Source organism: Micromonospora sp. WMMA1947 (assembly GCF_027497355.1).
Lineage (GTDB): Bacteria > Actinomycetota > Actinomycetes > Mycobacteriales > Micromonosporaceae > Micromonospora.
This window is the reverse complement of the sequence record NZ_CP114909.1, coordinates 3,474,535-3,500,599: the sequence shown is the minus strand read 5'-3', so window position 1 is coordinate 3,500,599 and position 26,065 is coordinate 3,474,535. Positions and strand designations below refer to the sequence as shown.

The window sequence follows — 26,065 nt, the reverse complement described above, 5'->3', positions numbered from 1 at the left end:
CACGACGGACTTTCGTCACCGTACGTGACACCACCGCCCTCCCCGGTGCGTCACCCCTCGCGGACTTTGCTCTGCAGCCATCCGCGCACCGCTGACGCTCCGTCAAACGCTGCGTGGGTGGCTGCAGAGCAAAGTCGCCGGAGGGACATGTCGGCCGGGGAGCGGTCTCGCGAGATTGACCAGGTCAGCGAGGTGACGAACCACAGTGGGGCGGCGCGGGCACCGGACGACCAACACGGAACGTGAGCGCGGCTGACCGACGGCACCACCACCACGCACCGTCACCAGAAAGGGCATCCCGGCGGCGGGCTACGCGGGCCGGGCCGGAGCGGCGGGGGCGCGACGGTAGCATCTGTGGGTCCCACCTGACTGCCTGGACGGAGGCGTACGAGCAGCATGCTCGACATGGAGTTGATCCGGAAGGATCGCGAGGCGGTGGCGACCGCGCTGGCGAAGCGTCTGGATCCCGCCGAGGTCACCCGGGCGCTGGACGACATCCAGCGGCTCGACCAGGAACGGCGCGCCCTGATCACGGAGATCGATGCCGAGCGGCAGCGCCGCAAGGCCGAGGCGCGCGCGTACGCGGAGGCGAAACGGTCCGGCGGCACGCCGCAGCCGGTCGCCCCGGAGGCCGAGCGCAAGCAGCTCGCGGAGCTGGAGTCCCAGCTCGACGAGGTGCAGTCCCGGCTCCGCTCGGCGATGAGCGAGCTGCCGAACCTGCCCGCCGACGACGTGGTCGCCGGGGGCAAGGAGGCCAACCGGGTGGTGCGCACGTTCGGCGAGGCGCCGGCCATCGAGAAGGTACGCGACCACGTGGAGCTGAGCCGCGCGCTCGGCCTGGTCGACCACGAGCGGGGCGTGAAGCTCGGCGGCTCGGGCTTCTGGATGTACACCGGTCTGGGCGCCCGGCTGGAGTGGGCGCTGGTGAACTGGCTGATCGAGCAGAACATCCAGGCCGGGTACGAGTTCCTGCTCCCGCCGCACCTGCTGCTGGAGAGCGCCGGTTTCGCCGCCGGGCAGTTCCCGAAGTTCCACGACGACGTCTACCACATTGACAAGCAGTCGTCCTCGCGCGGCCAGTTCCTGCTGCCGACGGCGGAGACGGCGATCCTCGGCGCGTACCAGGACGAGATCCTGGAGACGCCGAAGCTGCCGTTGAAGGCGTTCGCGTACACGCCGTGCTACCGGCGGGAGGCGGCCGGTTCGCACTCCGACGAGCGCGGCACCGTACGCGGCCACCAGTTCAACAAGGTGGAGATCTTCCAGTTCACGCTGCCGGAGCAGGCGGGCGAGGCGCTGGAGGCGATGGTCGGGCACGTCGAGGGCCTGGTCGGCAAGCTCGGTCTGCACTTCCAGACCAGCCTGCTCGCCGCCGGTGACGCGAGCGCGTCGATGAAGAAGACGCTCGACGTCGAGGTGTGGATGCCGAGCACCGGCAAGTACAAGGAGGTGTCGTCGGTCTCCTGGGCCGGCGACTACCAGGCCCGCCGGGCAGCCATCCGCTACCGCGAGCCAGGCGCGAAGCAGACCCGCTTCGTGCACACGCTCAACGGTTCCGCGCTGGCCACCAGCCGCCTGTTCCCGGCCATCCTGGAGCAGCACCAGCAGCCCGACGGCTCGGTGGTGGTCCCCGAGGTCCTCCGCGACAAGCTCGGCACCGACTGCCTCACCCCGCGCTGACCCGCTCCCCCGCCGCCGCTTCCGCCGCTCCCACCGTCCCCGCCTCTCCCCCGCGATCTTGCACTTCCGGCCCGCGAGAAGTCCGCTTCACCCCTTCCGCCCGGGCACCAACTGCAAGATCGCGGGAGCGGGAGCGGGGGCGGGAGCGAGGGCGGGGGCGGGAGCGGGTGAGGGGGGCCAGGAGCAGCAGCGTCAGGAGCGCCGCGAGGACGGCGGGGCCTGCGGTGTCGACGGCGCCGACCAGGGTCTGCTGGGCTCGGGCGGCGGTGCGGATGACCGGGTCGGTGAAGGCGTCGTAGCGGCCCTGGGCGAGGCGTACCTCGTACCAGCCGTACCAGGCGACGTACCCGCCAGCGACCAGCAGCACCAGGCCGCTCAGCCGGGGCACCCACGCGCCCGCGCCGCGCAGCCGCGCCACGACCCGGCCGCGCAGCAGCGCCACGGCGAGCGCGGCCACGCCGACCACGAGCGCCATCCCCAGCGCGTACGCCCCGAACAGCGCCAGCCCGCGCACCGGCGAGCCGGCTCGCAGGCTGGTCACCACGATCGCCAGGAACGGCGCGATCGCGCAGGTCAGCGACGTGAGCGCGTACGCCGCGCCGAACAGCACCATGGACGGCCAGGTACGGGTGAGCCGGGGCGCGACCCGCAACGGGCGCGGCGCGGGCAGCCGCCGGCCGGCGAGCAGCCAGCATCCGGCCAGCGCCAGCAGCACGCCGAGCGTCACGGTGAGCCACGGCAGCCGGGGCCGCAGCCAGTCCGCCGCCGGTGCCAGGGCCAGCCCGAACGCGCCGAACACCAGCACGTACCCGAGGGTGAGCCCGGCCGTCGCGGTGAGCGCGCGGCCGACCGTGCCGCGCCCGCCGTCGGGGCCGGCCACCAGCAACGACAGGTACGCGGGCAGCATCGCGAAGCCGCACGGGTTGACCGCGCCGAGCATGCCCGCGGTCAGGGCGAGCAGCAGCGCGCCGGTCATACCCGGGCCAGCGTCTCGACCTGCCGGGTCAACGCCTCGCCGTCCAGGAATCCCTGGTGGACGACCCGGCCGGTGCGGTCCAGGACGACGAACGTGCTCTGCTCGACCACCTTGAACCGGCGCCACAGCGCGCCCGCCCGGTCGTCGATCTGCGTCGTGCCGCCCAGGTCGAACTCGGTGACGAACGACGTCATGGCCTTCTGCTCACCGAGCCCGGCGACGCCGACGATCGGGACGGTGTCGCGGTAGGTGGGGGCGATCTCGGCCACCGTCCACGCCTGGCTGGCGCAGGTGGCGCACCAGGGCGCCCAGAACCAGAGCACGACCGGCCGCCCGGCCAGGGTGGCGGCGTCGAACGCCGTACCGTCGAGGGTCTTGCCGGTGAACGACAGCGCGGCCGGCACCGGGGCCGGTGGCGCGGACGACGGCCCGGCCGCCGACCCGGACGGGGACGCGGCGGCCGGGGACGCCGGGGCGACCGCTTCGGTCCGGGCACCGGGCCCGGGCCCGGCGGCGCAGCCGGTCGCGGCGGCGAGCACGACGCCCAGGACGGCGGCGGCGGTCACGGCGGTACGCATCGGCGGCTCCTGGTTCTACTCGGCCCGAACGAGGCGGAGCGCGAGTTCGGGACAGACCTTTACCGCCTTGAGCGCGCCCTCGCGCAGCCACGTCGGCACCGGGGTGGGCGGGAACGCCGGGTAGCCGTTGCCGTCGAGGCGGATGAAGTCCGGCACGACGTGCGCGCAGAGCCCGTGCCCGTCGCAGCGGGACCAGTCCAGGGTGAGCTTCTGCGGGTTGGCGTCCGGTGCGCCGGGCAGGCCCATCATGCCCTTGACCCGCTTGCCGCAGCCCTCGCCGGTGGCGTGCAGCCGCAGGTCGTCGGCGAACACCTCCATGGCGGACAGCGCGAACCGGGCAGTGCCGTCCGGGTGGCTGCACGCGCCGCGTCCCTTGACGTCGCCGGCCGCGGCCCGGACCAGTTCGACCGGGGCGCTCCCGGAGACCGCGAGGTCGACCGAGCGGGCCAGGTCGGGCAGGCCCATCTTGCACGGGCCGCACTGCCCGGCGGACTCGCCCGCGAGGTACCGCACCACCTGGGCGGCCTCGCCGAGCGGGCAGGTGTCGGCGCCGAGCGGCACGATGATGCCGGCGCCGAGCGTGCCGCCCACGGCGGTGAGCCCCTTGCGGGACACCTCGGCCCGCTCGGCGGCCGCCGCGGTGATCCACTTGCCGTGGTAGCCGCCCATCAGGATGCCCGGCCCGGGCGGCACCTCGCACAGGTCGAGGATCTCGCGCAGCGGGGTGCCGGCGGCGCACTCCACCACGGCGGGGCGCTTCGCCGACCCGGTGACGGTGAGCAGCACGGTGCCCGGCTCGTCGTCGGTGCCGAGGGCGGCGTACTCGTACGGGCCGATCCGGGCGGCGACGGCGAGCTGGGCGTACGTCTCGGCGTTCGACAGCAGCGTGGGCAGCCCGCCGACACCGGAGTCGCTGGAGCGCTTCTTCGTGCCGGGCGGGATGTGCGGCAGTCCGTTGATGCCGTTGACGAGCGCGCCGCCCTCGCCGGAGATGAACCGGTGCGGCACCGTGACGATGGTGGTCGGCACCGGCATCCGACGTTCCTGCAACGCCTCGGTCAGCGAGGGCCGGCCCACGTCGTCGTCGGCCACCCCGATCACGATCTCCTCGGCGTCGAGCGCGAACGCGGCGAGCGCGGCGCCGTCCAGGATGAGGTGCGGGGCGCGGGTGAGCAGCACCTTGTCCTTCCAGCTCGCCGGCTCCCCCTCGGTGGCGTTGACGACGACCACGGCGGAGAGGTCCTGCCGCTCGCAGGACTCCAGCACGGCGCGCAGCTTGCGGGCGAACGGGAAACCCGCGCCGCCCTTGCCCTTGAGGTCGATGGCTTCGGCGAGCCGTAGCAGCGCGGCCGGCTCCATCGGACCGATCGGGCCGTGCACCTCCTCGTGGGCCAGCAGGTCGAGCCGGCCGAACTCGGCGAACCCGGCGGTCAGCCGGGGCTCGCCGACACAGGCGACCGGTGGGATCGTCGCGCGCGTCACCGGGCCTCACCACGCAGCCCGGCCCAGTACGCACCGTCGACCGCGTCCGCGTCGGCCCGCTTGCGGCGGCCGGACCGGCTCTCCTTGCCCGCGCGCATCGCGCGACGGGAGGCGAGGTCGACGAGCGTCGGGGTGTCGTCCACGAACGCCTCGTCGGCGGCGTAGCGGGCCGGCGGACGCCAGTAGTCCGGCTCCTCCGGCACGTCCTCCTCGTCCCGGTAGCGGCGGCCGGATCCGCTGAGCGGCTCGGCCGAGAGCGGGGTGCCGGAGATCGGGCCGGCCGAGATCGGCTCACCGGAGACCGGGCGGGTCTCCCAGCGGCGCGGGCTGTCCCACGGCTCCTCCGCCTCGTCGGCCGCGCGCGGCGGCGCGGAGTAGCGGGCCACCTCGGCCGCGGTGGCGTACCGGCGGCTGTCCGGGGGTGCGGAGTGGCGGCCACCGGTGTCCGGCGGCGCCGAGTGCCGGCCGCCGCTCTCGGGCGGGGCGGAGTACCGGGCGACCAGGTCCTCGTCGTCCCGGGAGCGCCGGGCCACCCGCTCCTCGGTCCGGGACCGGCGGGTCACGCGCTCGTCGTCGTCGCGGCGACGGCGGCGGGCGGGCGCCTCCTGGGTGCGGGCGCGCCGGGTGGGTGCCTCCGGCTCGGCCTCGCGCCGCCGGGCGGCTGCGGCGCGGACCGGCTCGCGCAGCGACCCGGGTTCCGGCACCACGGGTACGGCGAACCGCTCCGGGTCGCGCCGCCGGGCGGTGCCTGCCGGTGCGGTCCAGGTGGCCGTCGCCTCGGCCCAGCGGCCCCGGCCGGCGCCGCTGTCCTCCTTGTCGGCGGCCTTCTTCCGGGTGAGCGCGGCGAACACGCCGGTACGTTCCTCGCCCTTGCCGGCCATCGCCTTGTTGAGCGCGACGGCCTGGTGCTGCTCGCGGCTGCGCTTGCCGAGGTGGACCGAGACGCGCACCAGCAGCGCCATCACCACGAGCAGCACGCAGGCGAGGTAGCTCAGCACCACCCAGGCGGCGGCGGGACGGCCGGCGTTGAGGCCGTGCACCAGCGCGAACGGCCAGGAGACGTACGCCATCGAGTGCAGTCCGCGCCAGAACCACTTCGGACCGACGCCGGCGAACCGGACCCGGACCAAGCCGGTCCAGAGCACGCCCACCATCAGCAGCGCGGCGACGGTGCCCAGTCCGACGTAGAGGCCGCTGCCGCTGAGGAACGGCACCACCGCGTCGGTCGGCCCGGCCCGGCCGATCGCGACCTTGGTGATGACGTGGAAGACCAGCCCGGCCACGCCGAGCACGCCGGTGGCCCGGTGCGCCGACTGGAGCAGCACGCGGTGCCGGATGAGCAGCACCAGGCGGTCGGTGGCCAGCAGGCCCAGCATCACGGTGATGCTGAGCGAGACCAGGGCGACCACCCCGGCGAAGAACTCGGTGAAGAAGAATCCGTACGAGTACATGACGCCGCCCGCGCCGGCCAGCTCCACGCCGGCCCACGCGAGGCCGAGCGCGGAGGCGGTCAGCGCCACCATCGCGGACTTCGACATCGTCCGGGCACCACGGCTGGTGGTGGTGGTCCGGACGGTCGTCGCCTTCTCGTTCTGCTGTGCCCGGGCCATCTGCTCCTCGATCGTCTCGCGGCGGCGCCCCCACCGGCCGACCCTGCTCCCCACTCAGGTACGGAGGGACGGCGCGGACGGATCACCTCCGGTGGCGAATTTCTCGGCCGGATTCTCGAACCGTCCGGCCCGGACGCGCGTGTAGCGCCTGACGCAACGACGGATGCCCATACGTTGACAGACTTTGCAACATCCTCGTAACCTTGCCGCAAAATTTCAGGCTGGTTGCAAGAAGCCGGCCTGATCCAGGCTCCACTCCCCCGCATCCCCGCATCCCCGCACCCCGCAGGAGTCCTGATGCATCGACGCCGATGCCGTGCCGCCGCGCTCGCCCTGGGTCTGGCCGCGAGCCTGCTCGTCCCCGTCGCCGCCGCGGCACCCCCGGCCGCAGCCGCCACCCCCGGCACCAAGAAGGTCATCGTCCAGCTCTTCGAGTGGAACTGGACCTCGGTCGCCGCCGAATGCACCAGCACGCTGGGCCCGAAGGGCTACGGCTACGTGCAGGTGTCCCCACCGCAGGAACACGTCAACAGCAGTCCGTGGTGGGTGTCGTACCAGCCGGTCAGCTACCGGATCGAGTCCCGCAAGGGCACCCGCGCGCAGTTCCAGTCCATGGTGAACACCTGTCACGCCGCGGGCGTCAAGGTGATCGTCGACGCCGTGGTCAACCACATGTCCGGCCAGGAGAACGGCGGCACCGGCTGGGCCGGCTCGTCGTACGGCCACTACAACTACCCGGGCACCTACTCCTCGGCGGACTTCCACTACTGCGGCCGCAACGGCAACAACGACATCGCCAACTACAACGACCGGTACGAGGTGCAGAACTGCGAGCTGGTCAACCTCGCCGACCTCAAGACCGAGTCGGAGTACGTGCGCGGCCGGCTGGCCGCGTACCTCAACGACCTGCTCTCACTCGGCGTCGACGGCTTCCGCCTGGACGGCAGCAAGCACATGCCGGCCGCCGACATCGCCGCGATCAAGGCCAAGCTGAACCGCAGCGCGTACCTGGTGCAGGAGGTCATCTACGGCGCCGGTGAGCCGATCCAGCCGACCGAGTACACCGGCAACGGTGACGTGCACGAGTTCCGGTACGGCAAGGACCTGGCCCGGATGTTCAACAACGAGCGGCTGGCGTACCTGAAGACCTTCGGCGAGTCCTGGGGCTACCTGTCGAGCGCGAAGGCGGTGGTCTTCACCGACAACCACGACACGCAGCGCGACGGCGGCGTGCTCACCTACCGCGACCGGGGCACGTACGCGCTCGCCAACGCGTTCATGCTCGCCTGGCCGTACGGCACGCCGGCGGTGATGTCGAGCTTCACGTACAGCGGCCGGGACCAGGGTCCGCCCGCGGACGGCAGCAACCGGATCACCAACGTGACCTGTTACTCGGGCTGGGAGTGCGAGCACCGCTGGCCGGTCATCGCCAACATGGTCGGCTTCCGCAACGCCACCGAGGGCGCCGGGGTCTCCAACTGGTACGACAACGGCTACCAGCACATCGCGTTCAGCCGTACCGGCAAGGGCTACCTGACGATCAACGACGAGGGCAGCGCGGTGAACGGCCGGTCCTACTACACCGGGCTGCCGGCGGGCCGCTACTGCGACGTCGTCCACGGCACGTTCAGCAACGGCTCGTGCAGCGGTCCGGTGATCACGGTGGACTCGTCCGGCTGGTTCGCCGCGAACGTTCCCGCGCACGACGCGATCGCCATCCACATCGGCGCGAAGCTGAGCTGATCCCACCGGCGCGAAGCTGAGCTGAGCCACCCGGGCCGCGAAGCCCTCGTACCCGTAGTACCGGGTACGAGGGCTTCCGGTCGGTTACAGTCGGTTTCGTGCTGTTCGACCGGTTCGCCATGCGCCGGCCTCCCGGCTGGCTGATCGCCGCGCTCGCCGTACCGCTGCTGCTCGTCACCGCGCTGCTGGTCGGCCGCGCGCTCACCGTCACGCCCGTGCGCCAGGCGGCGCCACCCGCCGCCGCTCCCCCTGCTACGACCGCCGCGCCGAGTCCGTCGCCGCAGGAGTCGGTGCCGCCCGCCGCGCCGGCACCGGACGACCTGCCAGTGGTCACCTACGACCCGGCACCGCGTGGCTTCCCGCCCGACCCGGACCCGGCCGACACCCGCCCGCTGAGCGAAGGGCTGCGCCCGAACCGGAACGTGGCCGCGTACGACGCGCCGGGCGGCCGCCCGCTGGCGTTCCTCGCGCCGACCATCAGCGGCGTACGGCTGACAGTGCCGATCATCGACCGCCGCTCCGGCTGGACGGCGGTGCTGCTGCCGTCTGCGAACCGCACCATCGCCTGGCTGCCGTCCGGCGGCTGGACCACAGTGGTGCTGCGCGACCAGATCGTGGTGGAGCGGCGCACCCACCGCCTCACCTGGAGCCGGGACGGGCGCGCGATGCGCACCTGGCCGGTCAGCCTCGGCATGTCCGGGCAGCTCACCCCGCTGGGCCGCACGTTCGTGCTGGGCCGCACCCCACCCCCGCAGGCCGTCTACGGCGGTGTCGACATCTTCGCCCTCGGCGCGATCCCCGACGACCCGGACGCGGTGCCGACCGGGCTGCGCGGCGCCCACATCGGACTGCACAGCTGGTACAACGACGACACGCTCGGCAAGAACGTCACGAACGGCTGCATCCGGCTGACCCGCAGCGCCCAGCGCCTGCTGCTGACCGAGGTCGAGCCGGGCACCGCCTTCGTGGTGGTCGACCGCCTGCCCTGACCGGGCTCAGCCCAGCAGCCAGCCGTCGGACCCGATCCGCTCAGGCCGTCGCGCCGCCGTCGATCGCGATCGACGCGCCGGTTATGTGCCGTCCGCCGGGGCCCACCAGGTGACTGACAGTCGCCGCCACGTCGTCCGGGGTCGCGTAACGGCCGAGGGCGATGTGCGACCGCTGCCCGTCCGCGCCCGCGCTGTCCGCCGGGTTCATGTCGGTGTCGGTCGAGCCGGGCAGGATCAGGTTGACGGTGATCCCACGCGAACCGAGTTCGCGGGCGAGCGCCCGGGTCAGCCCGTTCACGGCGCTCTTGGTCATCGCGTACGCGCTCACCCCGGGAGCCGGGACACGGCTGGCGAAGCTGCTGCCGATGTTGACGATCCGCCCACCCGCGCCCATGTGGCGTACCGCCGCCTGGGTGGCGAGGTAGACCCCGCGCACGTTCACCGCGATCGCCCGGTCCAGGGCGTCCAGGCTGACCGACTCGATCGGCCCACCCGCGAACACCCCGGCGTTGTTGACCAGGATGTCCAACCGCCCCAACTCGGCGACGGTCCGCTCCACGGCACCCACCACTGCCGTCGCGTCGGTGCTGTCCGCGTTGATCGCCAGGCCAGTCCGCCCGTACGCCTCGATCTGGGCCACGACGGACTTCGCGCTGTCCTGCGCGGTGCGGTAGGTGAACGCGACGTGGATGCCGTCCTCGGCCAGCCGGCGCACGACGGCGGCGCCGATTCCCCGGCTCCCGCCCGTCACCAGGGCGACCCTGTCGGCACGTCTGACGGTCATGTCGTCATCCTGACAGTCGACTCAGGACAGCGATCATCCGGGTCACCGTCCGTTTCCTGTCCGTTCGATCAGGCAGGATTGCCGGCGCCCAGTCCGGGTACGCGCGGGCCGTCCAGCGGCGAAACGGGGAGGCGGACATGAGCGCACCGACGGGACGGGTCGACACGATAGTGCTCATCCACGGGCTCTGGATGACCTCGCGGAGCTGGGAGCACTGGGCGCAGCGGTACGCCGCGCGAGGGTTCCAGGTGCTCACTCCCGCCTGGCCCGGCATGGACCGCGAGGTGGAGGACCTGCGGGCCGACCCGGCCCCGATCGCCGCGCAGCGCATCGCCGACATCGCCGACCACTACGCGGCGATCATCAGGGACCTGCCGCGCCCGCCGATCATCATGGGCCACTCGTTCGGCGGCCTGATCGCCCAGTTGCTGGCGGACCGCCGCCTCGGCGCCGCGGTGGTCGCCGTGCACCCCGCACCGGTACGGGGCGTGCTCAAGCTGCCGTCCGCCACCCTGCGTTCCGGGTACTCGATCCTGCACAACCCGGCGAACCGGCACCGCGCCGTGCCGTTCACCCCGGAGGACTTCCGGTACGCCTTCGGCAACACCATCAGCCAGGAGCAGTCCGACGCCGCCTGGGAGCGGTACGCCGTACCGGGCGCCGGGCACGTGCTGTTCGAGGCGGCGTTCGCCAACCTGGATCCGAACTCGGCCACCGAGATCGACAAGAAGCGCAGCGACCGCGCTCCGCTGCTCATCACCGCGGGCGGCGAGGACCACGTGGTGCCCGCGTCGCTTGCCAGCTCGATCGCCAACCTCTACCGGAGTTCGACGGCGCTCACCGGCTACCGGGAGTTCCCCGGCCGGTCGCACTTCGTCGGCGGCGAACCGGGCTGGGAGGAGGAGGCGGACTACGCGCTGGAGTGGGCGGTGGAGGCGGCGAACGAGTTCTCCCCGACAGTGGTCGCCGAGGCCCCTCGACGGCGCTGACCCACGGGTATATCAAGATCAGCACAAATTGATATCATCACCTCGTTCGAGTGCTCGGACGAGGAGGCGCACATGTCCCGAACCATCCTTGACGTCGACGACGAGCTCCTGGCCGAGGCCGCCGAGATCCTCGGCACGGGCACCAAGAAGGCCACTGTCAACGCCGCGCTGCAGGAAGTGGTCAACCGGGAGAAGCGCCGGGAGTTCGCCGACTGGCTCAAGAGCGGCGGCCTGCCGGACCTCACCGACCCGCAGCAGGCGTCGAAGCCCGAAGCGGCATGACGCAGGAGCGCTACCTTCTCGACAAGTCCGCGCTGGCCAGGTGGCCGAAACCCGCCGTGGCGCCGGTCCTGGACGAGTTGTCCGAGCGCGGCCTGCTGGCGGTCTGCGGCGCAATCGAGATCGAGGTCGTACACAGCGCCCGCTCGGCCAAGGACGCGAAGCGCGCTCGATGGCTGCTACGCGGTTTCGACTGGCTCGCCATGCCCGACGACATCTGGGATCGTGCGATCGACGTCCAGGTGCAGGCGCTGCACAAGGGCAACCACCGGGCCCTCTCGATGGCCGATCTGCTGATCGCCGCCACCGCCGAACGGCATGGCGTGACCGTCCTGCACTACGACGGCGACTTCGACCTGATCACCGCGATCACCGGGCAGCCGACGACGTGGGTCGTCCCGGCCGGAAAGGCCGACTGACCGGCTCCGGCCCTCGAGGGTCGGGTGGGGCCGCCGCGAGCAGCGCCGAGGCGTCCAGGACGAGCCCGTTCGCCGACCGCCCGTCGGCCCCGGCTCGTGCACACTCCGCTTCCGGTGCGGTAAGCGGGCGTTCTCATCGCGGCCGGAACCGCCGGGAGCACTCACCGTCGTGCCCGGGCCGGAGCAGACACCGCTGTCCACCAGACAATGATCGATCGCAGAACACCCAGTGGCGAACGTTCTGGTCGTCCTCCGCCGAGACAGTGGTGCCGCCGGGCTCGGTCTGTGGCAGGACGTGCGACCAGTGCGCCACCACCCGGGCCAGCCGCTGAGCGGAGAGCAGGTCGTTGACGACGACCGGCAGGTGGATCACCCATCGCTCGGTCACCTGTCGTACCCCCGTTCGTTGCGGGCCCGGGCCTGCTCCGACTGCCAGCGGCGCAGCGCGTTCTTGATCCGGTCTGTCTCCCGGCGGCTCTGCGCCAGCGCGTCGTAGACGACGGCCAGGTCACCGGCGACGCGGTCGAGGAACTCCCGCACCTCCTGCGGGTCGAGCCCGCGCCGGCCCAGTTGGGTCGTCCGGAAGCTCCGCTCACGGACCTGCCACGGGCGCAGGGGTTGGTAGGCGGACGAGCGGTAGCAGGTCGATCCGAGGACCGATCGCCGACGACGCCGGACACGCCGGAGGAAGACGCGCATGACAGGACCTGCCCCTCACCGTCGAGATCGAACCGTGGAAGGGCAGGCCCACCGGCCCGCCCCGCACCGGCGGACCCACCCCGGCACCTGCCACCGCAGCCTTCGACCAGCAGTACGTCAGCAGGGCACAACGCGTGGCCCAGGTCGACACCCGATGACCCAGCCGATCCGGCCACTCACTCATCGTGCAGTGGACCGCCCCCTTTGCGCAACTCCCGATTCGGGATGATGTCATTGCGAAGCTCGTCCGCTTCCGCCACACTGACCGGCATGACTGGAAGCCCGACCGTCCGACGTCGACGCCTGGCCGCTGCCCTCCGTCGCCTCCGTGAGCAGACCGGCATGACCGCCGACCAGGCCGCCAAGGAGGTGGGTATCTCGAAGTCGGCGATCAGCCGCATCGAGAACGCCCAGGTGTCCGTCATGCCGCCGGTCGCCCGTGGACTTCTCGAGCTGTACGGGGTGGAGGGCGACGAGGTGGACGCACTCGTCCAGGTCGCCCGCGATGCCCGCAAGCGCGGCTGGTGGCAGGCGTACGACGACGTGCTGCCGGACTGGTTCGAGGTCTACGTCGGGCTGGAGGCCGAGGCGGCCGAGATCCGCGCCTTCCAGCCGCAACTGGTTCCGGGTCTACTCCAGACCGCCGACTATGCCCGCGCGGTCATCCGCGCCGAGCACCCGGACGCCCCGACCGACGAGGTGGACCGGCGGGTCGAGTTGCGCATGCGCCGTCAGGACACCGAGACTCCGCCGAAACTCTGGGTGGTGCTGGACGAGGCAGCGCTACGGCGGCCGGTCGGCGGCGCGGAGCTGTTCGCAGCGCAGTTGCGGCGACTGGCCGAGGAGGCGGACCGGCCCGGCCGCACCATCCAGATCCTGACCTTCGGCGCGGGCGAGTACGGGTCGATGGGCAGCGCCTTCAGCGTGCTGACCTTCCCCGAGCCGGCCGATCCGGGGGTCGTCTACGTCGAGACCCGCGCGGGTAGCCTCTATCTCGAAGGCCAACAGGTGAGGGAGTACAGCCGCGTCTTCGAGCACCTGGTCGCCACGGCGGCCGGCGCCCGGGAGTCGCGCGACCTCATCCTGGGGGCGATCGACGAGCTATGAGAGGACGGCGCGGGTGGAAGAGGCCAACCAGGCGACGATGACCTGGCGCAAGAGCACCCGTAGCAACGGTTCCGGCGACTGCGTCGAGGTCGCCGACAACCTGCCCGGCGTGGTCGGGCTACGCGACAGCAAGGACCCGCGCGGTCCCATCCTCGCCTTCGACCCGGCAGCCTGGTCGACCTTCGTCGCGAGCGTCAAGTACGAGACGTTCCGGAACTGAACGCGGCAGGCATCGCCTGCGCACCCTGCCCTACGATCCGATGCCCGAAGCCTCCGCGCTTCGTAGCTTCGCAAGGGCGCGCAGGTACTCGTCTTCCACGATCCGGTCGAACGCTGCTGGCTGCGCCCCCGCGTGCACGACCTTTCGCGTAAGCCGCGCCTGCTCCCAGAACCTCAAGCCGATCTCGGTGGCGAAGATGTCAGCCGCCAGCAGACCTCGCAACTGGCTCTCAGGCATCCCGCCCAGTTGCCAGGTCGCGGCCCAGAAGTTGAGGATCAGATTGATGTAGGCCCGCTGCCTTCGCCGTTCAGGGGCAGGGTCCTGGGTCAGCGACCCCCAGCACTCCATCAGCACGGCATCGTCTATGGCCATCTTGAGCAACAAGGCGTGCTGGTCACGTTGCGCGTATTCCAATGCGATGCGGGCCTGCCTGTTTTGACTGATGGTGGTGGCGACCACACCCACGAGAGCCAGCGCGGACAGAAGCATGGAGACCGAGCCGTAGGCTTGGCCGATATTCGCCAAGCGCTCCCAGTCGGTACTCGGATCGAAGGCGTAGTCGATCAGGGGCGGGGAGAGCAGCAGCGCAAGCCCTCCCAAGAAGACCAACAACGCCCAGACGGCTACGCCGCGAACACTCCTCATCTACGCAAGGCTAGTTCTCCCATCAAAGTTGATCAATCGAGCGCGCCGCCCCTGGCGCCCCGACCCTCCTGGCTCTGCACTCACCGCAGGTCCGGCACGCCGTGCGGCAGGTTCTGGTGTGCGGGTGGGTGTGCCGGGTATGACGGAAACATGAGGGCGAGTTTCCGTCTGGGTCGGATCGCCGGCGTACCGGTCGGCGTCAACTGGAGTGTCCTGGTCATCTTCGTGCTGATCGCGTGGGCGCTGTCGGCGAGCCTGTTCCCCGCCTCGTACCCCGGTCACTCCCCCGTCGCCTACTTCGCGGCCGGTCTGGCCGCCGCCGTGGTCTTCTTCGTCGGTCTGCTCGCCCACGAGGTGGCGCACGCGGTCGTCGCCAAGCGCAACGGCATCGAGGTCGAGGGCATCACGCTCTGGCTGTTCGGCGGTGTCGCCGAGCTGAAGGGCGAGGCGAAGGACCCGGGCGCCGAGCTGCGGATCGCCGGGGTCGGGCCGCTGGTCAGCCTGATCATCGGCGTGTTCTTCGCGGCGATCGCGGTGGCTGTGGCCGCCGCGGGTGGGCACGGGCTGCTGCTCGGCGCGCTTGCCTGGCTGGCGGGCATCAACGTGCTGCTGGCGATCTTCAACGTGCTGCCCGCCGCCCCGCTGGACGGCGGGCGGCTGCTTCGCGCGGCGGTCTGGAAGTTCACCGGCGATCGAACGAAGGCGTCGGTGGTGGCGGCCCGCGCGGGCTGGGTGCTCGGCGTCGTGCTGATCGGGCTGGGGCTGTGGCGGTTCTTCACCGGCGCCGGGTTCGGCGGGCTCTGGCTGGCGCTGATCGGCTGGTTCCTGCTCGGCGCCGCCGGCCAGGAGGAACGCGCCGCCCGGATGGGCGACGCGCTGCGCGGCGTCCGGGTCGGCGACGTGATGACGCCCCAGCCGCAGACCGCGTCCGGCGACCTCACAGTGGCCGACTTCGTCGACCACTACCTCTTCGCGTACCGGCACTCCACGCTCCCACTGACCGTCGACGGCAGGCCGGTCGGTCTGGTCACGCTCGATCGGGTACGCGGCATCGCGGCGGACCGCCGCGCGGCGACCACGCTGGCCGAGGTGTCCTGCCGGGCCGACGAGCTGGTGCTCGCCCGCCCCGAGGAGCAGCTGACCGACCTGCTCCCACGGCTCAACGAGTGCACCGACGGCCGGGCGCTCGTGGTGGTCGGCGACCAGCTGGTCGGCATCGTCTCGCCCAGCGACATCAGCCGCGCGGTGCAGCGCGGCAGCCTGCGCCAGCAGGTGCCGGCCGGGCGGTGACTCAGCCCGAGCAGAGCTGAGTCAGTCCCGGGGGGAAGTAGCGGTCCATCTCGGCGGTGCGGAATTTCCCCTTCGGGTCGAACTCGCGCAGCAGCGCGGCGAAGTCGGTGTGCCGGGGGTACGCGGCGGCGGGATCGCGTTCGAACAGCTTGCCCCAGTGCGGGCGCGGCGCGAACGGGGCGAGCCGCTCCTCCACCTCGGCCAGCACCGGCGCGACAGCCACCGGGTCACCGATCCAGGTGAAGTGCAGCGCCAGCGAGTCGCGCCGGAAGTTCGGGCTCAACCACAGCTCGTCGGCGGCGATCGTCCGCAGCTCGCAGATCTGGAGCACGGCGGCGATCCGGTCGGCGACCGGATCGAGCGCGGCGAGCGCCGCAGTCGCGTCGCTGCGGGCCACGTGCCACTCGGACTGCAACTCGTCGCCGCTGCTCGGGGTGAAGCCGAGCCGGAAGTGCGGCAGCCGCTCGTGCCACGGCCCCGGCTCACCGAGCTGAGCGGTGCAGTGCTCCGGCGACATGCCGGGCACCGGGTGCCGGGGCGAGTCGGCGGCCACCGTGTCCAGCCAGTCGGCGGGCGGCGGGGCCTGGTCGGCGTCCTGCTTCACCCACACCTGGTCGAAGCGCTCGGAGCGCCACGAGGTGAAGACGCTGACGCTGTACGCGGCGTCCAGCGCCTCGTCCAGCGCGGCGCGGGGCAGGCCGAGGCGCACGTGCTGGCGCACCGCGTACGTGGGCACCACGTCGAGCGTCAGCCGGGTGACCACGCCCAGCGCGCCCAGGTTGACCACCAGCCCGGCGAAGCGCGGGTCGCTTCGGTCGACGGTGATCAGGTCGCCGTCGGCCGTGACCAGTTCCAGCCCGGCGACGGCGGCAGCGAGGTTGCGGTTCCGCGCGCCGGATCCGTGGGTGGCGGTGGCGACCGAGCCGGCCACCGAGATGTGCGGCAGCGACGCGAGGTTCGCCAGCGCGTACCCCTGAGCCTGCAGCGCGGTGGCCAGGTCGCCGTAGCGGACGCCGGCCGCGACGGTGACGGCGCCGCGGTCCGGGTCGAGCGCGACGGCGGGCGGCAGGCCGTCGAGCGCGACCTGGACGCCTGTCGTGTCGCCGAGCCGGTTGAACGAGTGGCCGGTGCCGACGGCCCGGACCAGGTCGGCCTCCGCGACCAGCCGCCGCAGTTGGTCGGTCGAGGTCGGCCGCGATCGGGTACGCGCCGACCAGCTGACGTTTCCGGCCCAGTTGGTCTCCGTCATGCGCTGCATCATCCGCCATCATGCGCCGACAGGGTTGCCCCGGCCACTCGGCGGGAATCCTGGCGGAATGAGCAGCTACCGCGACCCGAGCCTCCGCGGCGACGTGTACCCGTCGGAGGAGGAAATCGACCCGACCGGCGTGGACCCCGACGCTGCGGAGATGCCGCCTGCCGCTGTGGAGGTGGCGCCCGCCGCTGTGCGGGTGACGCCCGTGGCGACCGCGCCGGTGCCGGGGCCCACGCCCGAGCCCGAGCCGGCTCCGGTGCCCCACCCGGGGCCGCCGCCGCGCCAGGGGACGGCCAGGTCGATCGTGACCCGGCACCTGGACGGTTCCGTCGAGGTGGTGACGGACCTCGACGGCGACGGTGTGGCCGACGTGGTGCAGGTCGACCTGGACGGCGACGGCGTGCCCGACGTGACGCTCCTGGACAGCGACCGCGACGGCCGACTGGACACGGTCCGCCGCGCAACCCCACGCTGACCCGTCCGCCGCCTCACGCGTACCGCCGAGGATGGCCCGGCGAACGGGTACAGCTTCCGCGGGGGCGCCCGCACCGTTGATCATGCAGTTACTGCCCCGACAAGAGCCGTAAATCCGGCACCGAAAGGGCCGCAACTGCAAGATCGCGGGTTTGTGGGGTGGTGCGGGAGGGCGCCTCCCGCACCGCGAGATTGTTGTTCCGCGAGGTGGGACCGGTGTAGATCTTGGTAAGAAAGTGCCCCTATGGGGGCCGTTTCTTACCAAGATCTCGACGGGGCCGGGCGGCGGGACGGGCGGCGGGTCAGAGCTGGGGCATCACCTCGGCGGCTACCAGCTCCAGGTGGTCCAGGTCGGTCAGGTCGAGCACCTGGAGGTAGGCCCGGGAGCTGCCCGCCTCGGCGTACCGGCCGAGCGTCTCGACCACCTCGGCGGGCGTGCCGGCGGCGCCGTTGGCGCGCAGCTCGTCCGGGTCGCGTCCGATCGCCTCGGCACGCCGGGCCACCTCGGCCTCGTTGCGGCCGCAGCAGAGCACGAGCGCGTTGGACCAGGTCATCGTGGACGGATCGCGGTCGATCGCGGCGCAGGCGTCGCGGACCCGCCCGAACTGCGTGACGGTGTCCTCGACCGAGACGAACGGCAGGTTGAACTCGTCGGCGTACCGGGCGGCCAGGCGGGGCGTGCGCTTCGGGCCCATGCCGCCGAGCAGGATCGGCGGGCGGGGGCGCTGCACCGGCTTGGGCAGCGCGGGCGAGTCGCTGACCGGGTAGTACGTGCCGGGGTAGTCGAACGTGGCGCCCTCCGGGGTGGACCAGAGCCCGGTGATGACGGCGAGCTGTTCCTCCAGCCGGTCGAACCGCTCCCCCAGCGGCGGGAACGGGATGCCGTACGCGGAGTGCTCCTCGGCGTACCAGCCGGTGCCGATGCCCAGCTCGACCCGTCCGCCGCTCATCTGGTCGACCTGCGCCACAGTGATCGCCAGCGGGCCGGGTAGCCGGAACGTGGCGGCGGTCATCAGCGTGCCGAGCCGGATCCGGGTGGTGTCGCGGGCCAGCCCGGCGAGCGTGGTCCAGGCGTCGGTCGGGCCGGGATCGCCGCTCACCGAACCCATCTTCAGGTAGTGGTCGGAGCGGAAGAACGCGGCGAAGCCGGTCTCCTCCGCGCGGCGGGCCACGGCGAGGAGCTGGTCGTATGTGGCGCCCTGCTGGGGCTCGGTGAAGATCCGCAGTTCCATCCCCCGAGCATATGGAGCCGCCCGGGCCGGGGCAGCGCGACCTGTCATTCCTTGCCAGGCATATAACCGATGAGGCATATTGAAGCGGTGAGCGTCGACGCCTTCACCGTCCTGGCCGAGCCTTCCCGGCGCCGCATCCTGGACCGGCTGCGCCGGGCGGAGAGCAGCGTCGGCGAACTGGTGGACGCGCTGGGCATGAGCCAGCCGGCGGTCTCCAAGCACCTGCGGGTGCTACGCGAGGCCGGACTGGTCACCTGCCGTACGGCCGCGCAGCGGCGCATCTACCGGGTCGACACCACGCCGCTACGAGCCGTCGACGACTGGCTCGGGCCGTACCGGTCGATGTGGACCGCGCACCTCGACGCCCTGGAACGCCATCTCGACAGTCAGGAGTGACAGATGGACCGCGACACGTTCCGTCCCGGCCCGCTCGCCCGGGTCGAGCTGGCACCCGACAACGAACTGGTCTTCGTCCGCGACCTGCGGCACCCGCCGGAGAAGGTGTGGGCCGCGCTCACCGACCCGGATCAGCTCGCCGGGTGGGCGCCGTTCCTGGCCGACCGTGACCTGGGCCGCCCTGGCGACGCAGTACTCAGCACCGTCGACGGCGACCAGAGATACCCGGCGCCGGCCCGGGTGCTGCGCGCCGACCGGCCGCACCTGCTGGAGTACACCTGGGGCGACGACCTGCTCCGCTGGGAGCTGACCACGAACGGCGACGGCACCACGCTCACGCTGCGGCACCGGGTCGGCGGTCCCGACCTCGCCGCGATGACTGCCGCCGGCTGGCACATCTGCCTCGACGTCGCCGCGCATCTGCTCGACGGCGACCCGGTCGGCCCGATCCGGGGCGCGGAGGCGAAGGACTTCGGCTGGGCGGAGCTGCGCGACGCGTACGCCGAACGCCTGAACCGCGACTGACGGTACGGCCGCCCTACCCGTCGAGGTGGTCAGCGGGTGCGGTCTGCAGCAGCCAGGCGAGCGGCATCCGGGCGTGCTCGGCGTACCGGCCGTCGCCGGCGAGCTCGTGGAGCGTGACGGTCTGCGCGCCGTCCCGCTCCACGACCCAGTAACGCGGGATGCCGGCCGAGGCGTACTCCCGGGCCTTCGTCACCGAGTCCATGGTCTCCGAACCGGGCGAGACGATCTCGACCACCAGCACCAGGTCGGCCACGGCGGACCAGACGCGACGGCTGGGCGGCTTCCGCCAAACCGTGATGTCGGGGATCCGGCCACCGTCGCCGCTGGGCCCCGGCACCCGCACACCGACGGCCTGAAGCACCTGCTCAGCGGGCCAGCCCGCCATGATCAGCCAGGCGAAGATCCGGCTCGCGATGATGGCGTGCTCGGAGTCGGGCGGCGGCATGACCGACAGAACCCCCTCGGGGCTGGTCTCGTAGCGGTGGCCGTTCGGGTCGGCGGCATTCATCGTCGCCACGTCGTCGAGCGTCACGACGGCGGGCATGTGCATGCCGACTGCCTCAGCGCTCATGACGCCATCCTATGGCAGCAGGCCGCGTAGCCGCGGCATCCAACCCCGTCACCCGGTCCGGCGGCGGAGCCAGCCGGCGGCGCCGCCGACCAGCGTCGTTCCGATGGTGGTGCCGATCGCCACCAGCGCCGCACCGACCGCCCACAGGCCGGTGTCGTCGGTCGAGGCGGCGTGCACCGCCCACGGGACGGTGAACGCCACTGTCATCACCGTTGCCACCAGCCAGATGTTCAGCCACCAGCCGGCGACGGCGGCCAGCGCGCCCAGGGTCAGCACCGCGGCGGCGACCTGCCAGACCGCGTACGGCCCGCTCATGTCGCCGGTCCGCGGGTCCACGGTCCAGCCGGACTCCCAGCTCAGCCAGGCCACCCAGGCGCCGGCCGTGGCCAGCGCCAGGATCAGGCCGCCGAGCAGCGTACGTCTCGTTGTCACGCCTTCGATCCTGCCCGGCCGGCGGGGCGGCCGAATGAGCACGCGTACTCGATTTCGCCGCCGCGCACACGGCGGTGTGCGGCCCGAGAATCCCCGTCCGCACCGCGCCACTCTCCATCCCCGTCCGCCGCGCCGTGGCAAGATCGCGGGCGTGACGAGTGTGTCCCGCCCCCTGCCACGGCTCGTGGCGGCGGAGGCGTTCGCGGACGTCCCGGCCGAGCGGCTCCTGGCGGTGCTGGAGGCGGTCACGATGGTCCTCACGCTCCCCCACCGCGCCGCCGAGCGGGTGGACGCGCTCGTGGTGCCCACCGGCCAGGGCGAGGACTGGCGCCTCACCGACGCGATCCGCGCCTGGGAGACGGGCCCGGCGCTGCGGCACCTGCTGGTGGCGAACACCGACTCGGCCGAGCGGACGTATCGCCCGCTCACGCTGGACCGGTTGCGCGGGCTCGGTCTGCGCCGGACCGACGGGGTCGTGCTCCAGGCCGAGCCGGTCACCGGCACCGGCCGGCAGGCCACCTGGGTCGTGGAGGAGGTACGGGCGCTGGGCGTCGGCAGCGTCGCGCTCGTCGTCTCGCCGTACCACCTGGTCCGGGTCTATCTCACCGTGCTGCGGGCCTGCGACGACGCCGGCCTGCGGATCCCGATGGTTCCGCTGCCCGTGGCGATCGCACCGGACGCCCCGGTGCCGGAGACCGGCGCGGCCGGGTACGACCTGGTGGCCGGCGAGGTCAGCCGGCTGCTCCGCTATCCCGGCCAGGGGTGGATCGCCACCCCGGAACGGCTGCGCGACTACCTGCGCTGGCTCTGGTCCGAGCACCGCCCCCTGCTCACCGGCGCCTGAAGGTCGGCCGCGCGCCGCCGCCGGCAAGGGTTCTAAGCGTCGGGGATCCGGACGGTGAGCACCCGGGTGCGGACGCGGAAGCCGGCCGCGTCGTACATCCGGCGGGCCGGGTTGCCGTCGACCACCGACAGGCCGACGGACGGTAGCCCTGCCTCGCGCGCGCCGCGCAACGCGTGCACCAGCAGCGCCCGGCCGAACCCGCGCCGCTGCGCGCGGGGCGCGACGCCCAGGTTGAGGATCCAGACGCAGTCGTCGTCGGTCCACGGCACCGGTCCGGCGCACAGCACGTGCCCGGCGCTGCGGCCGTCCGGGTCGATCAGCCGGGCCGAGGCGGGCACCAGCGGCGGCACCGGTTCGCCGGTGTCGAACATCGCCCGCACCTCCTCGGTGTCGCTGGGCTGCCAGCGGCCGTCCGGGTGGTCCGGGCCGTACGCCGCGTCCAGCCCCGCGGCGAGGTCGTCGTCCCAGCCGGGGGCACCGAGCGACCAGCCGTCCGGCAGGGTCACCGCTTCGGGTACGTCGGTCAGGTCGTGCCGCATGTCCGTGGCGGCCCGGTCCAGCGTCAGCCCGTCGGCCACCAGTGCCGACGCGAGCGCCTCGTCCGGCGTCTCCAGCCGGTGCCCGGCCAGGTCGCGCCGCACCTGCCCGACGAGCCGGGTCAGCGGCGCCCCGGGCAGCGGCCGGACGTCGGCCGCGACCGCCGTGCCGTCGTCGTCCCGCAGCCGCATCCGGGCCAGCGGAGTGTCGTCGTCACCGACCAGCAGCGAGTCGGCAGGGGCGTCGGGGTGCGGCAGTACCGGCATTCGCGGCAGCGTACCGGCCGCGCCTCCCTCCCGCTCCCCCGCCGATCTTGGAGTTGTGGTGCCTGAATCGCCCAACTCAGTGGCATTTGTCAACCGCCACAACTCCAAGATCGGCGTCGGGCGGGACCGGCGAGCGGTGGGAGGCGCTTAGGGTTGGGGGGTGAGCAGGGTCGATCGGGGCAGCAGGACGATCGCCGCCGCGCCGGCGGCCGTCTACGACGCGCTCGTGGACCGGGCGGCCCTGGAGGCGTGGCTGCCGCCGGACGGGATGCGCGGGCGAATCGAGCGCTGGGATCCGCGTCCGGGCGGCGGGTTCCGGATGGTGCTCACCTACCTCGACGCGACCGGCAACCCGGGCAAGACCTCGGACGCCACCGACGTGGTCGATGTCGGGTTCGCCGAACTCGTACCGGCGCACCGGGTGGTGCAGACCGCCGTGTTCCAGGCCGACGACCCGGCGTACGCGGGCACCATGACCATGACCTGGCACCTCGCGGCGGCCGGCGACGGCACCGAGGTGACGGTCACCGCCACCGGCGTACCTCCGGGCATCGACCAGGCGGTGCACGAGGAGGGCATCGCGTCCTCGCTGGCGCACCTGGCCGCGTACCTCGAACCGGGCGGCTGACCTCGGCGGACGCCGGGATTGGCGGCGGTTTTTGCGGGTAGCCGCCGGCAGTGACCGGGCAGCGGGAGGGGCGCGGCGGCCGGCGGGGGTCGTCGCGGCGCGCCGGCCTGGACGCGGAACGGTTCGACGAGGCGTGGGAGCGCGTGAACGAGCGCGGCCGGGCCGCCGGGCGGGACCGGATGCAACAGCTGCGGATCAAGTCCGTACTCGCCGTGCAGGCCGGACTGGCGGCGGCGCTGGCCTGGGCCGTCGCGCGCTGGCTCACCGGCATGCCGAGCCCGATCTTCGCCCCGGCGGCCGCGGTCGCGGTGATCACGTCGTCCTTCGGACGGCGCCTCTCCAACACCGTCGAACTGCTCGCCGGGGTGACGCTCGGCATCATCGTGTCGGACCTGCTGATCGGCGCCGTCGGCGCCGGGGTGTGGCAGACCGGCGTGATCGTCGCGGCGTCCGTCCTGGTCGCGCTGGCACTGAGTACGCGGGGCGGGATCGTGGGCAACGCCAGCGGTACGGCGGTGCTGCTCGGCGCGCTCTCCTCCTCCCGGCACACACTGGAGTTCCCCCGCTTCGTCGACGCGCTGATCGGCGGCGGCGTGGGACTGGTGGTGACACTTCTGCTGGTGCCGATCAACCCACTGCGGGTCGTGCGGCGGGTGGCCGCGCCGACGCTGCGGCAACTCGCCGACCAGCTCGCCGCGACCGCCGCCGCGCTACGGCGACGCGACCACGACCTGGCCGACCGGTCGCTGAGCCGGTCGCAGGCGATCGGCGCGGACCTGGGCCGGTTCTGGGACGTCTTCGGCGGCGCGAAGGAAACAGTCGACCTGGCCCCGGCGCGCTGGCCGAGGCGGCGCTCGGTCCGGCACTACCAGCTCAGCGCGCCGGACGTGGACCAGGCGGTCTGGAACACCCGCGTACTGGCCCGCCGGGCCGTCGTGCTGATCGAGGACGGGGAGCCGATACCGGAGAGCCTGCCGGACGCGGTGGAGGCACTCGGCGCGGCGGTGCACGCCGTACAGGAGGAGGTTCTCGCGGACCAGGGCCCGGAGGACGCCCGCCGCCACGCGTTGCGTGCGGTGGCGGCGGCGACGCGCGCGGAGCTGGCCGGGACCGGGCTGTCCGGCACGGTGATCGTGGGGCAGGTCCGGACCGCGGCCAGCGACATCCTCCAGGCGACCGGAATGGACCGGGAGGAGGCGCTGCGGCGCATCCGGGAGGTGGCCGCCGCGCAGTCGTGATCCGGTCAGGCGTCCCCGCGGACGCGGGCGTGCAGGTGCATGTCGTGCCGCCCGTCGTCGTGCACCGCAGCGCTGCGCTTGGTGCCCTCCAGCCGGAACCCGGCCTTGACCGCCACCCGGCACGACGCGACGTTGCCGGTCGAGTGGTCGAGCCAGAGCCGGTGCAGCCGCCCTTCGCCGAGCGCCCACGCGCTCACCGCCCGCAACGCGCGGGAGGCCACGCCCGCGCCACGGGCGGCCGGAACCACCCAGTACGCGCAGCCGGCCTCGCCGTCGTCGAGGTTGAAGCCGCCCAGCGCCATGCGGCCCACCACCTCGTCGCCCCGGGTCACCGCCCAGCTCGCGCCCGTCTCCTCCTGCCAGGAACGACGGAGGTGGGCGATCCACTGCAGGACCTGCTCCGGCGACGCGGGCCGGCGGGTGTGCCAGCGGCGGATCTCCGGATCCTGGTACGCGGCCAGGACGGCGGGCGCGTCCCCGTCCGCCCAGGGGCGCAGGACCAGGCCGCCCTCGGCGGGCAACGTCGGTTGCGGGCCGGTGGTGAGCGTGCCGGCGGGAACGGCGGGCGGTGTGGACACCGGGAAGCGCATGCCCGACTCTCCCCCGCGGACCACCCCGCGTGTCAATCCGGTTCGGATCGGCACATGCGCGGGTCCACGCGTCGCATGGCCGCTCGGCTAGGGTGCGCCGGTGGCAGTGACGGCAGCGGGCGTCTTCCGGCGTACGCCGCGGGAACGGGCCGACCAGCGACTCGCCTGGGAACGCGCCGACCAGCCGTTCTTCGCCGCCGGGGCCTGCCACATCCTGGCCTGGGCGTGCCGGGACACCTACCCCGACCGGCCGATCGGTCTCGCGGGGTTGCGGCTCGCGGGCCGGCGCCAGGTCTTCCACGTGTACGCGACCTGGGCGGGCTGGGCGTTCGACCACGCCGGCTGGAACCCGGAGGCGGATCTGCTCGCGGCCAACCGGGAGTTCGAACGGCGTCCACTGGACCGGATCGCGATCGTCGACGACCTCGCCACCTTCTGCCGGGCCCAGCATCACCGCATGCCGCACGAGTACTGGGACGATCCGCTCCCCCGCGCCCGCGACTACGTGAGCCGGCATCCCCCGCCGTGGACGTGACGCCGGATTCCGGTAGGGCCGGGCTCTGATCGGTTGGGCGTACCCATGTGAACTGCCCGCCGACGAATGCGCGGGGCGGGCCGGTCCCGCCGCCGTCGGGGCGGGCCCGGCCCGGCACCGTCCCCGGTCCAGGCTCAGCCCTGCCTACACTGCGCCGCGTGGACCAGGCCGCACCGCACACCGTCAACTCGCTCGCGTACGACCTGCGCGCGCTCGGCGGAATGGCGGCAGGCGGCGGCGCCACGGGCGGTGACGGGCTCGGCGGTACGGCTGCCGGACGGCACGAGCCGGTGGACCACGTGGACCGACGTCGTCACCGACGAGGACGACTTCGACCAGGTGGGCGCCGACTTCGAGGCGACAGGCGCCACGACAACCGGCCGGGTCGGCACCGCAACGGCCCGGCTGATGTCCCAGCGCACACTGGTCGACTTCGCCACCGCCTGGATGGCCGCGAATCGCGCGCGCTGACCTCCCGCGCGCGGATTCTTCGTCGATCTTGGAGTTTTGGCACCTCGGATGTCCCGCACGCGGCTTTTGCGAGGTGCCACAACTCCAAGATCGATGCTGCGAGGGCACCGGGTACGACGGGACGCGCGTTCAGTCCGGCTTGGGGGCGAAGGGGTTGCGGCGGGGCTGGCGTAGTTCCCACTCGGCCGGGCACAGGTGGGTCCACGCGGCTCCCGTCACCGATCGCCGGTCGGGCAGCTCGTCGCCCCAGGCCGGTAGGCGGTTCTCGACCTGCCGGACGTAGCGCTCGTAGACGACAAGCTCGCGGTACTCCGGATCGTGCCGCCACAGCGCGTACGGCTGTTCGCGCAACCAGTCGCACGCCGCATCGCCCTCGGCGACCAGATCCGCAGTCGGCGGCAACACCGCCAGCGGCCTGTCGTTCTGCCGGTCGCCGTACTGCTTGAGGTGCGCCAGGTAGCCGTCCTCGTTCCGAGGGTGGGTCACGTGGACGCCGGCAACGGTCACCGGTACGGCGAGCAGCGCGGTCACGGCCAGCGCCGACACCACCCACAGGCGCTTGTTCACGCGGCAACCATAGG

32 protein-coding genes are annotated in these 26,065 nt (G+C 72.7%); 17 read left to right on the top strand and 15 right to left on the bottom strand.

Annotated elements, in window-relative coordinates; translation table 11 throughout:
• Nucleotides 1-396: 396 nt before the first annotated feature.
• Nucleotides 397-1,680: a serine--tRNA ligase gene (gene serS, locus O7604_RS16830; protein WP_281577075.1), complete on the top strand. Its 1,284-nt coding sequence runs from the start codon at nt 397-399 to the stop codon at nt 1,678-1,680.
• Here serS and O7604_RS16825 read toward each other — a convergent pair.
• From O7604_RS16825 to O7604_RS16810, 4 genes are read right to left on the bottom strand one after another with little or no spacing between them, the layout of a single operon-like run.
• The gene (locus O7604_RS16825; protein ID WP_281577074.1) at nt 1,667-2,656 is read right to left on the bottom strand and encodes a cytochrome c biogenesis CcdA family protein; all 990 of its coding nucleotides are present in this window, start codon (nt 2,654-2,656) and stop codon (nt 1,667-1,669) included. The two genes, serS and O7604_RS16825, sit on opposite strands and share 14 nt — an antisense overlap.
• The gene (locus tag O7604_RS16820; protein ID WP_281577073.1) at nt 2,653-3,234 is read right to left on the bottom strand and encodes a redoxin family protein; all 582 of its coding nucleotides are present in this window, start codon (nt 3,232-3,234) and stop codon (nt 2,653-2,655) included. The genes O7604_RS16825 and O7604_RS16820 overlap by 4 nt, the downstream gene beginning before the upstream one ends.
• A gap of 15 nt (nt 3,235-3,249) precedes the next feature.
• The gene (locus tag O7604_RS16815; RefSeq protein WP_269704683.1) at nt 3,250-4,716 is read right to left on the bottom strand and encodes an NADH-quinone oxidoreductase subunit NuoF family protein; all 1,467 of its coding nucleotides are present in this window, start codon (nt 4,714-4,716) and stop codon (nt 3,250-3,252) included.
• Nucleotides 4,713-6,380, bottom strand: coding sequence for a ferric reductase-like transmembrane domain-containing protein (locus O7604_RS16810; RefSeq protein WP_269704682.1), 1,668 nt, complete (start codon nt 6,378-6,380; stop codon nt 4,713-4,715). Before O7604_RS16810 ends, O7604_RS16815 begins: the two co-directional genes overlap by 4 nt.
• 243 nt (nt 6,381-6,623) lie before the next feature.
• Between O7604_RS16810 and O7604_RS16805 the strand changes: the two genes are divergently transcribed.
• Nucleotides 6,624-8,069 carry an alpha-amylase family glycosyl hydrolase gene (locus O7604_RS16805; protein WP_269704681.1) on the top strand — a complete coding sequence of 482 codons (1,446 nt, stop codon included), beginning with the start codon at nt 6,624-6,626 and terminating at the stop codon, nt 8,067-8,069.
• Between the two features lie 98 nt (nt 8,070-8,167).
• Nucleotides 8,168-9,058 carry a L,D-transpeptidase gene (locus tag O7604_RS16800; RefSeq protein ID WP_281577072.1) on the top strand — a complete coding sequence of 297 codons (891 nt, stop codon included), beginning with the start codon at nt 8,168-8,170 and terminating at the stop codon, nt 9,056-9,058.
• Between the two features lie 40 nt (nt 9,059-9,098).
• Here O7604_RS16800 and O7604_RS16795 read toward each other — a convergent pair whose 3' ends face one another.
• Entirely contained in the window at nt 9,099-9,842 is a 744-nt protein-coding gene (locus tag O7604_RS16795) for an SDR family oxidoreductase (protein ID WP_281577071.1), read from the bottom strand.
• 137 nt (nt 9,843-9,979) lie between these two features.
• Between O7604_RS16795 and O7604_RS16790 the strand changes: the two genes are divergently transcribed.
• From O7604_RS16790 to O7604_RS16780, 3 genes are all read left to right on the top strand, one after another.
• The gene (locus O7604_RS16790) at nt 9,980-10,831 is read left to right on the top strand and encodes an alpha/beta fold hydrolase (protein ID WP_281577070.1); all 852 of its coding nucleotides are present in this window, start codon (nt 9,980-9,982) and stop codon (nt 10,829-10,831) included.
• A 72-nt stretch (nt 10,832-10,903) separates the two neighbouring features.
• Nucleotides 10,904-11,113, top strand: a complete 210-nt coding sequence (locus O7604_RS16785) for a type II toxin-antitoxin system VapB family antitoxin (protein ID WP_073831258.1) — start codon at nt 10,904-10,906, stop codon at nt 11,111-11,113.
• Complete coding sequence (locus O7604_RS16780; RefSeq protein WP_281577069.1) at nt 11,110-11,529, top strand: PIN domain nuclease; 420 nt, start codon at nt 11,110-11,112, stop codon at nt 11,527-11,529. The genes O7604_RS16785 and O7604_RS16780 overlap by 4 nt, the downstream gene beginning before the upstream one ends.
• Nucleotides 11,530-11,662: 133 nt before the next feature.
• Here the strand turns inward: O7604_RS16780 and O7604_RS16775 are convergent, their stop codons facing one another.
• Together O7604_RS16775 and O7604_RS16770 are read right to left on the bottom strand one after the other, a co-directional pair.
• Entirely contained in the window at nt 11,663-11,917 is a 255-nt protein-coding gene (locus tag O7604_RS16775) for a hypothetical protein (protein ID WP_269704676.1), read from the bottom strand.
• Nucleotides 11,914-12,228, bottom strand: coding sequence for a DivIVA domain-containing protein (locus O7604_RS16770; RefSeq protein ID WP_269704675.1), 315 nt, complete (start codon nt 12,226-12,228; stop codon nt 11,914-11,916). The genes O7604_RS16775 and O7604_RS16770 overlap by 4 nt, the downstream gene beginning before the upstream one ends.
• 270 nt (nt 12,229-12,498) lie before the next feature.
• Here O7604_RS16770 and O7604_RS16765 point away from each other — a divergent pair, with 270 nt between their 5' ends.
• Nucleotides 12,499-13,335 (top strand): helix-turn-helix transcriptional regulator, encoded by an 837-nt coding sequence (locus O7604_RS16765; protein ID WP_281577068.1) that lies wholly within the window; start codon nt 12,499-12,501, stop codon nt 13,333-13,335.
• Nucleotides 13,336-13,372: 37 nt separating this feature from the next.
• A complete protein-coding gene (locus O7604_RS16760) occupies nt 13,373-13,555 on the top strand; it encodes a DUF397 domain-containing protein (protein WP_181726740.1) in 183 nt (60 codons plus the stop codon).
• A gap of 30 nt (nt 13,556-13,585) precedes the next feature.
• Here the strand turns inward: O7604_RS16760 and O7604_RS16755 are convergent, their stop codons facing one another.
• Nucleotides 13,586-14,200, bottom strand: coding sequence for a DUF6082 family protein (locus O7604_RS16755; protein WP_073831254.1), 615 nt, complete (start codon nt 14,198-14,200; stop codon nt 13,586-13,588).
• 150 nt (nt 14,201-14,350) lie between these two features.
• Between O7604_RS16755 and O7604_RS16750 the strand changes: the two genes are divergently transcribed.
• A complete protein-coding gene (locus tag O7604_RS16750) occupies nt 14,351-15,490 on the top strand; it encodes a site-2 protease family protein (RefSeq protein WP_281577067.1) in 1,140 nt (379 codons plus the stop codon).
• A gap of 1 nt (nt 15,491) precedes the next feature.
• On the opposite strand, the gene O7604_RS16745 is transcribed toward O7604_RS16750, so the two are convergent.
• Nucleotides 15,492-16,739 carry an FAD-binding protein gene (locus O7604_RS16745; RefSeq protein WP_281577066.1) on the bottom strand — a complete coding sequence of 416 codons (1,248 nt, stop codon included), beginning with the start codon at nt 16,737-16,739 and terminating at the stop codon, nt 15,492-15,494.
• Nucleotides 16,740-16,806: 67 nt separating this feature from the next.
• Here O7604_RS16745 and O7604_RS16740 point away from each other — a divergent pair, with 67 nt between their 5' ends.
• Entirely contained in the window at nt 16,807-17,220 is a 414-nt protein-coding gene (locus O7604_RS16740) for a hypothetical protein (protein WP_281577065.1), read from the top strand.
• A 301-nt stretch (nt 17,221-17,521) separates the two neighbouring features.
• Here the strand turns inward: O7604_RS16740 and O7604_RS16735 are convergent, their stop codons facing one another.
• On the bottom strand, nt 17,522-18,451 hold the full coding sequence (locus tag O7604_RS16735; RefSeq protein ID WP_269704670.1) for an LLM class F420-dependent oxidoreductase: 930 nt from the start codon (nt 18,449-18,451) through the stop codon (nt 17,522-17,524).
• Nucleotides 18,452-18,538: 87 nt separating this feature from the next.
• On the opposite strand from O7604_RS16735, the gene O7604_RS16730 reads away from it, so the two are divergent.
• Nucleotides 18,539-18,847 carry a metalloregulator ArsR/SmtB family transcription factor gene (locus O7604_RS16730; RefSeq protein WP_269704669.1) on the top strand — a complete coding sequence of 103 codons (309 nt, stop codon included), beginning with the start codon at nt 18,539-18,541 and terminating at the stop codon, nt 18,845-18,847.
• 3 nt (nt 18,848-18,850) lie between these two features.
• Nucleotides 18,851-19,372 (top strand): SRPBCC family protein, encoded by a 522-nt coding sequence (locus tag O7604_RS16725; protein ID WP_269704668.1) that lies wholly within the window; start codon nt 18,851-18,853, stop codon nt 19,370-19,372.
• 13 nt (nt 19,373-19,385) lie between these two features.
• Here the strand turns inward: O7604_RS16725 and O7604_RS16720 are convergent, their stop codons facing one another.
• Together O7604_RS16720 and O7604_RS16715 are read right to left on the bottom strand one after the other, a co-directional pair.
• Entirely contained in the window at nt 19,386-19,943 is a 558-nt protein-coding gene (locus tag O7604_RS16720; RefSeq protein WP_269704667.1) for a Uma2 family endonuclease, read from the bottom strand.
• A gap of 48 nt (nt 19,944-19,991) precedes the next feature.
• On the bottom strand, nt 19,992-20,375 hold the full coding sequence (locus O7604_RS16715; RefSeq protein WP_269704666.1) for a hypothetical protein: 384 nt from the start codon (nt 20,373-20,375) through the stop codon (nt 19,992-19,994).
• A 160-nt stretch (nt 20,376-20,535) separates the two neighbouring features.
• Here O7604_RS16715 and O7604_RS16710 point away from each other — a divergent pair, with 160 nt between their 5' ends.
• A complete protein-coding gene (locus O7604_RS16710) occupies nt 20,536-21,219 on the top strand; it encodes a hypothetical protein (protein WP_269707032.1) in 684 nt (227 codons plus the stop codon).
• Nucleotides 21,220-21,251: 32 nt separating this feature from the next.
• Here the strand turns inward: O7604_RS16710 and O7604_RS16705 are convergent, their stop codons facing one another.
• Entirely contained in the window at nt 21,252-22,022 is a 771-nt protein-coding gene (locus tag O7604_RS16705; RefSeq protein WP_269704665.1) for a GNAT family N-acetyltransferase, read from the bottom strand.
• A gap of 160 nt (nt 22,023-22,182) precedes the next feature.
• On the opposite strand from O7604_RS16705, the gene O7604_RS16700 reads away from it, so the two are divergent.
• Complete coding sequence (locus O7604_RS16700; protein ID WP_281577064.1) at nt 22,183-22,650, top strand: SRPBCC family protein; 468 nt, start codon at nt 22,183-22,185, stop codon at nt 22,648-22,650.
• 50 nt (nt 22,651-22,700) lie between these two features.
• The gene (locus tag O7604_RS16695) at nt 22,701-23,888 is read left to right on the top strand and encodes an FUSC family protein (protein ID WP_281577063.1); all 1,188 of its coding nucleotides are present in this window, start codon (nt 22,701-22,703) and stop codon (nt 23,886-23,888) included.
• A 5-nt stretch (nt 23,889-23,893) separates the two neighbouring features.
• Here the strand turns inward: O7604_RS16695 and O7604_RS16690 are convergent, their stop codons facing one another.
• Complete coding sequence (locus O7604_RS16690) at nt 23,894-24,478, bottom strand: GNAT family N-acetyltransferase (RefSeq protein WP_269704662.1); 585 nt, start codon at nt 24,476-24,478, stop codon at nt 23,894-23,896.
• 100 nt (nt 24,479-24,578) lie between these two features.
• Here O7604_RS16690 and O7604_RS16685 point away from each other — a divergent pair, with 100 nt between their 5' ends.
• Both O7604_RS16685 and O7604_RS16680 read left to right on the top strand, forming a co-directional pair.
• Nucleotides 24,579-25,013: a hypothetical protein gene (locus O7604_RS16685; protein WP_281577062.1), complete on the top strand. Its 435-nt coding sequence runs from the start codon at nt 24,579-24,581 to the stop codon at nt 25,011-25,013.
• A gap of 66 nt (nt 25,014-25,079) precedes the next feature.
• Complete coding sequence (locus O7604_RS16680; protein ID WP_281577061.1) at nt 25,080-25,484, top strand: AAC(3) family N-acetyltransferase; 405 nt, start codon at nt 25,080-25,082, stop codon at nt 25,482-25,484.
• Between the two features lie 129 nt (nt 25,485-25,613).
• Here the strand turns inward: O7604_RS16680 and O7604_RS16675 are convergent, their stop codons facing one another.
• Complete coding sequence (locus tag O7604_RS16675; protein WP_281577060.1) at nt 25,614-26,051, bottom strand: hypothetical protein; 438 nt, start codon at nt 26,049-26,051, stop codon at nt 25,614-25,616.
• Between the last annotated feature and the right edge of the window lie 14 nt (nt 26,052-26,065).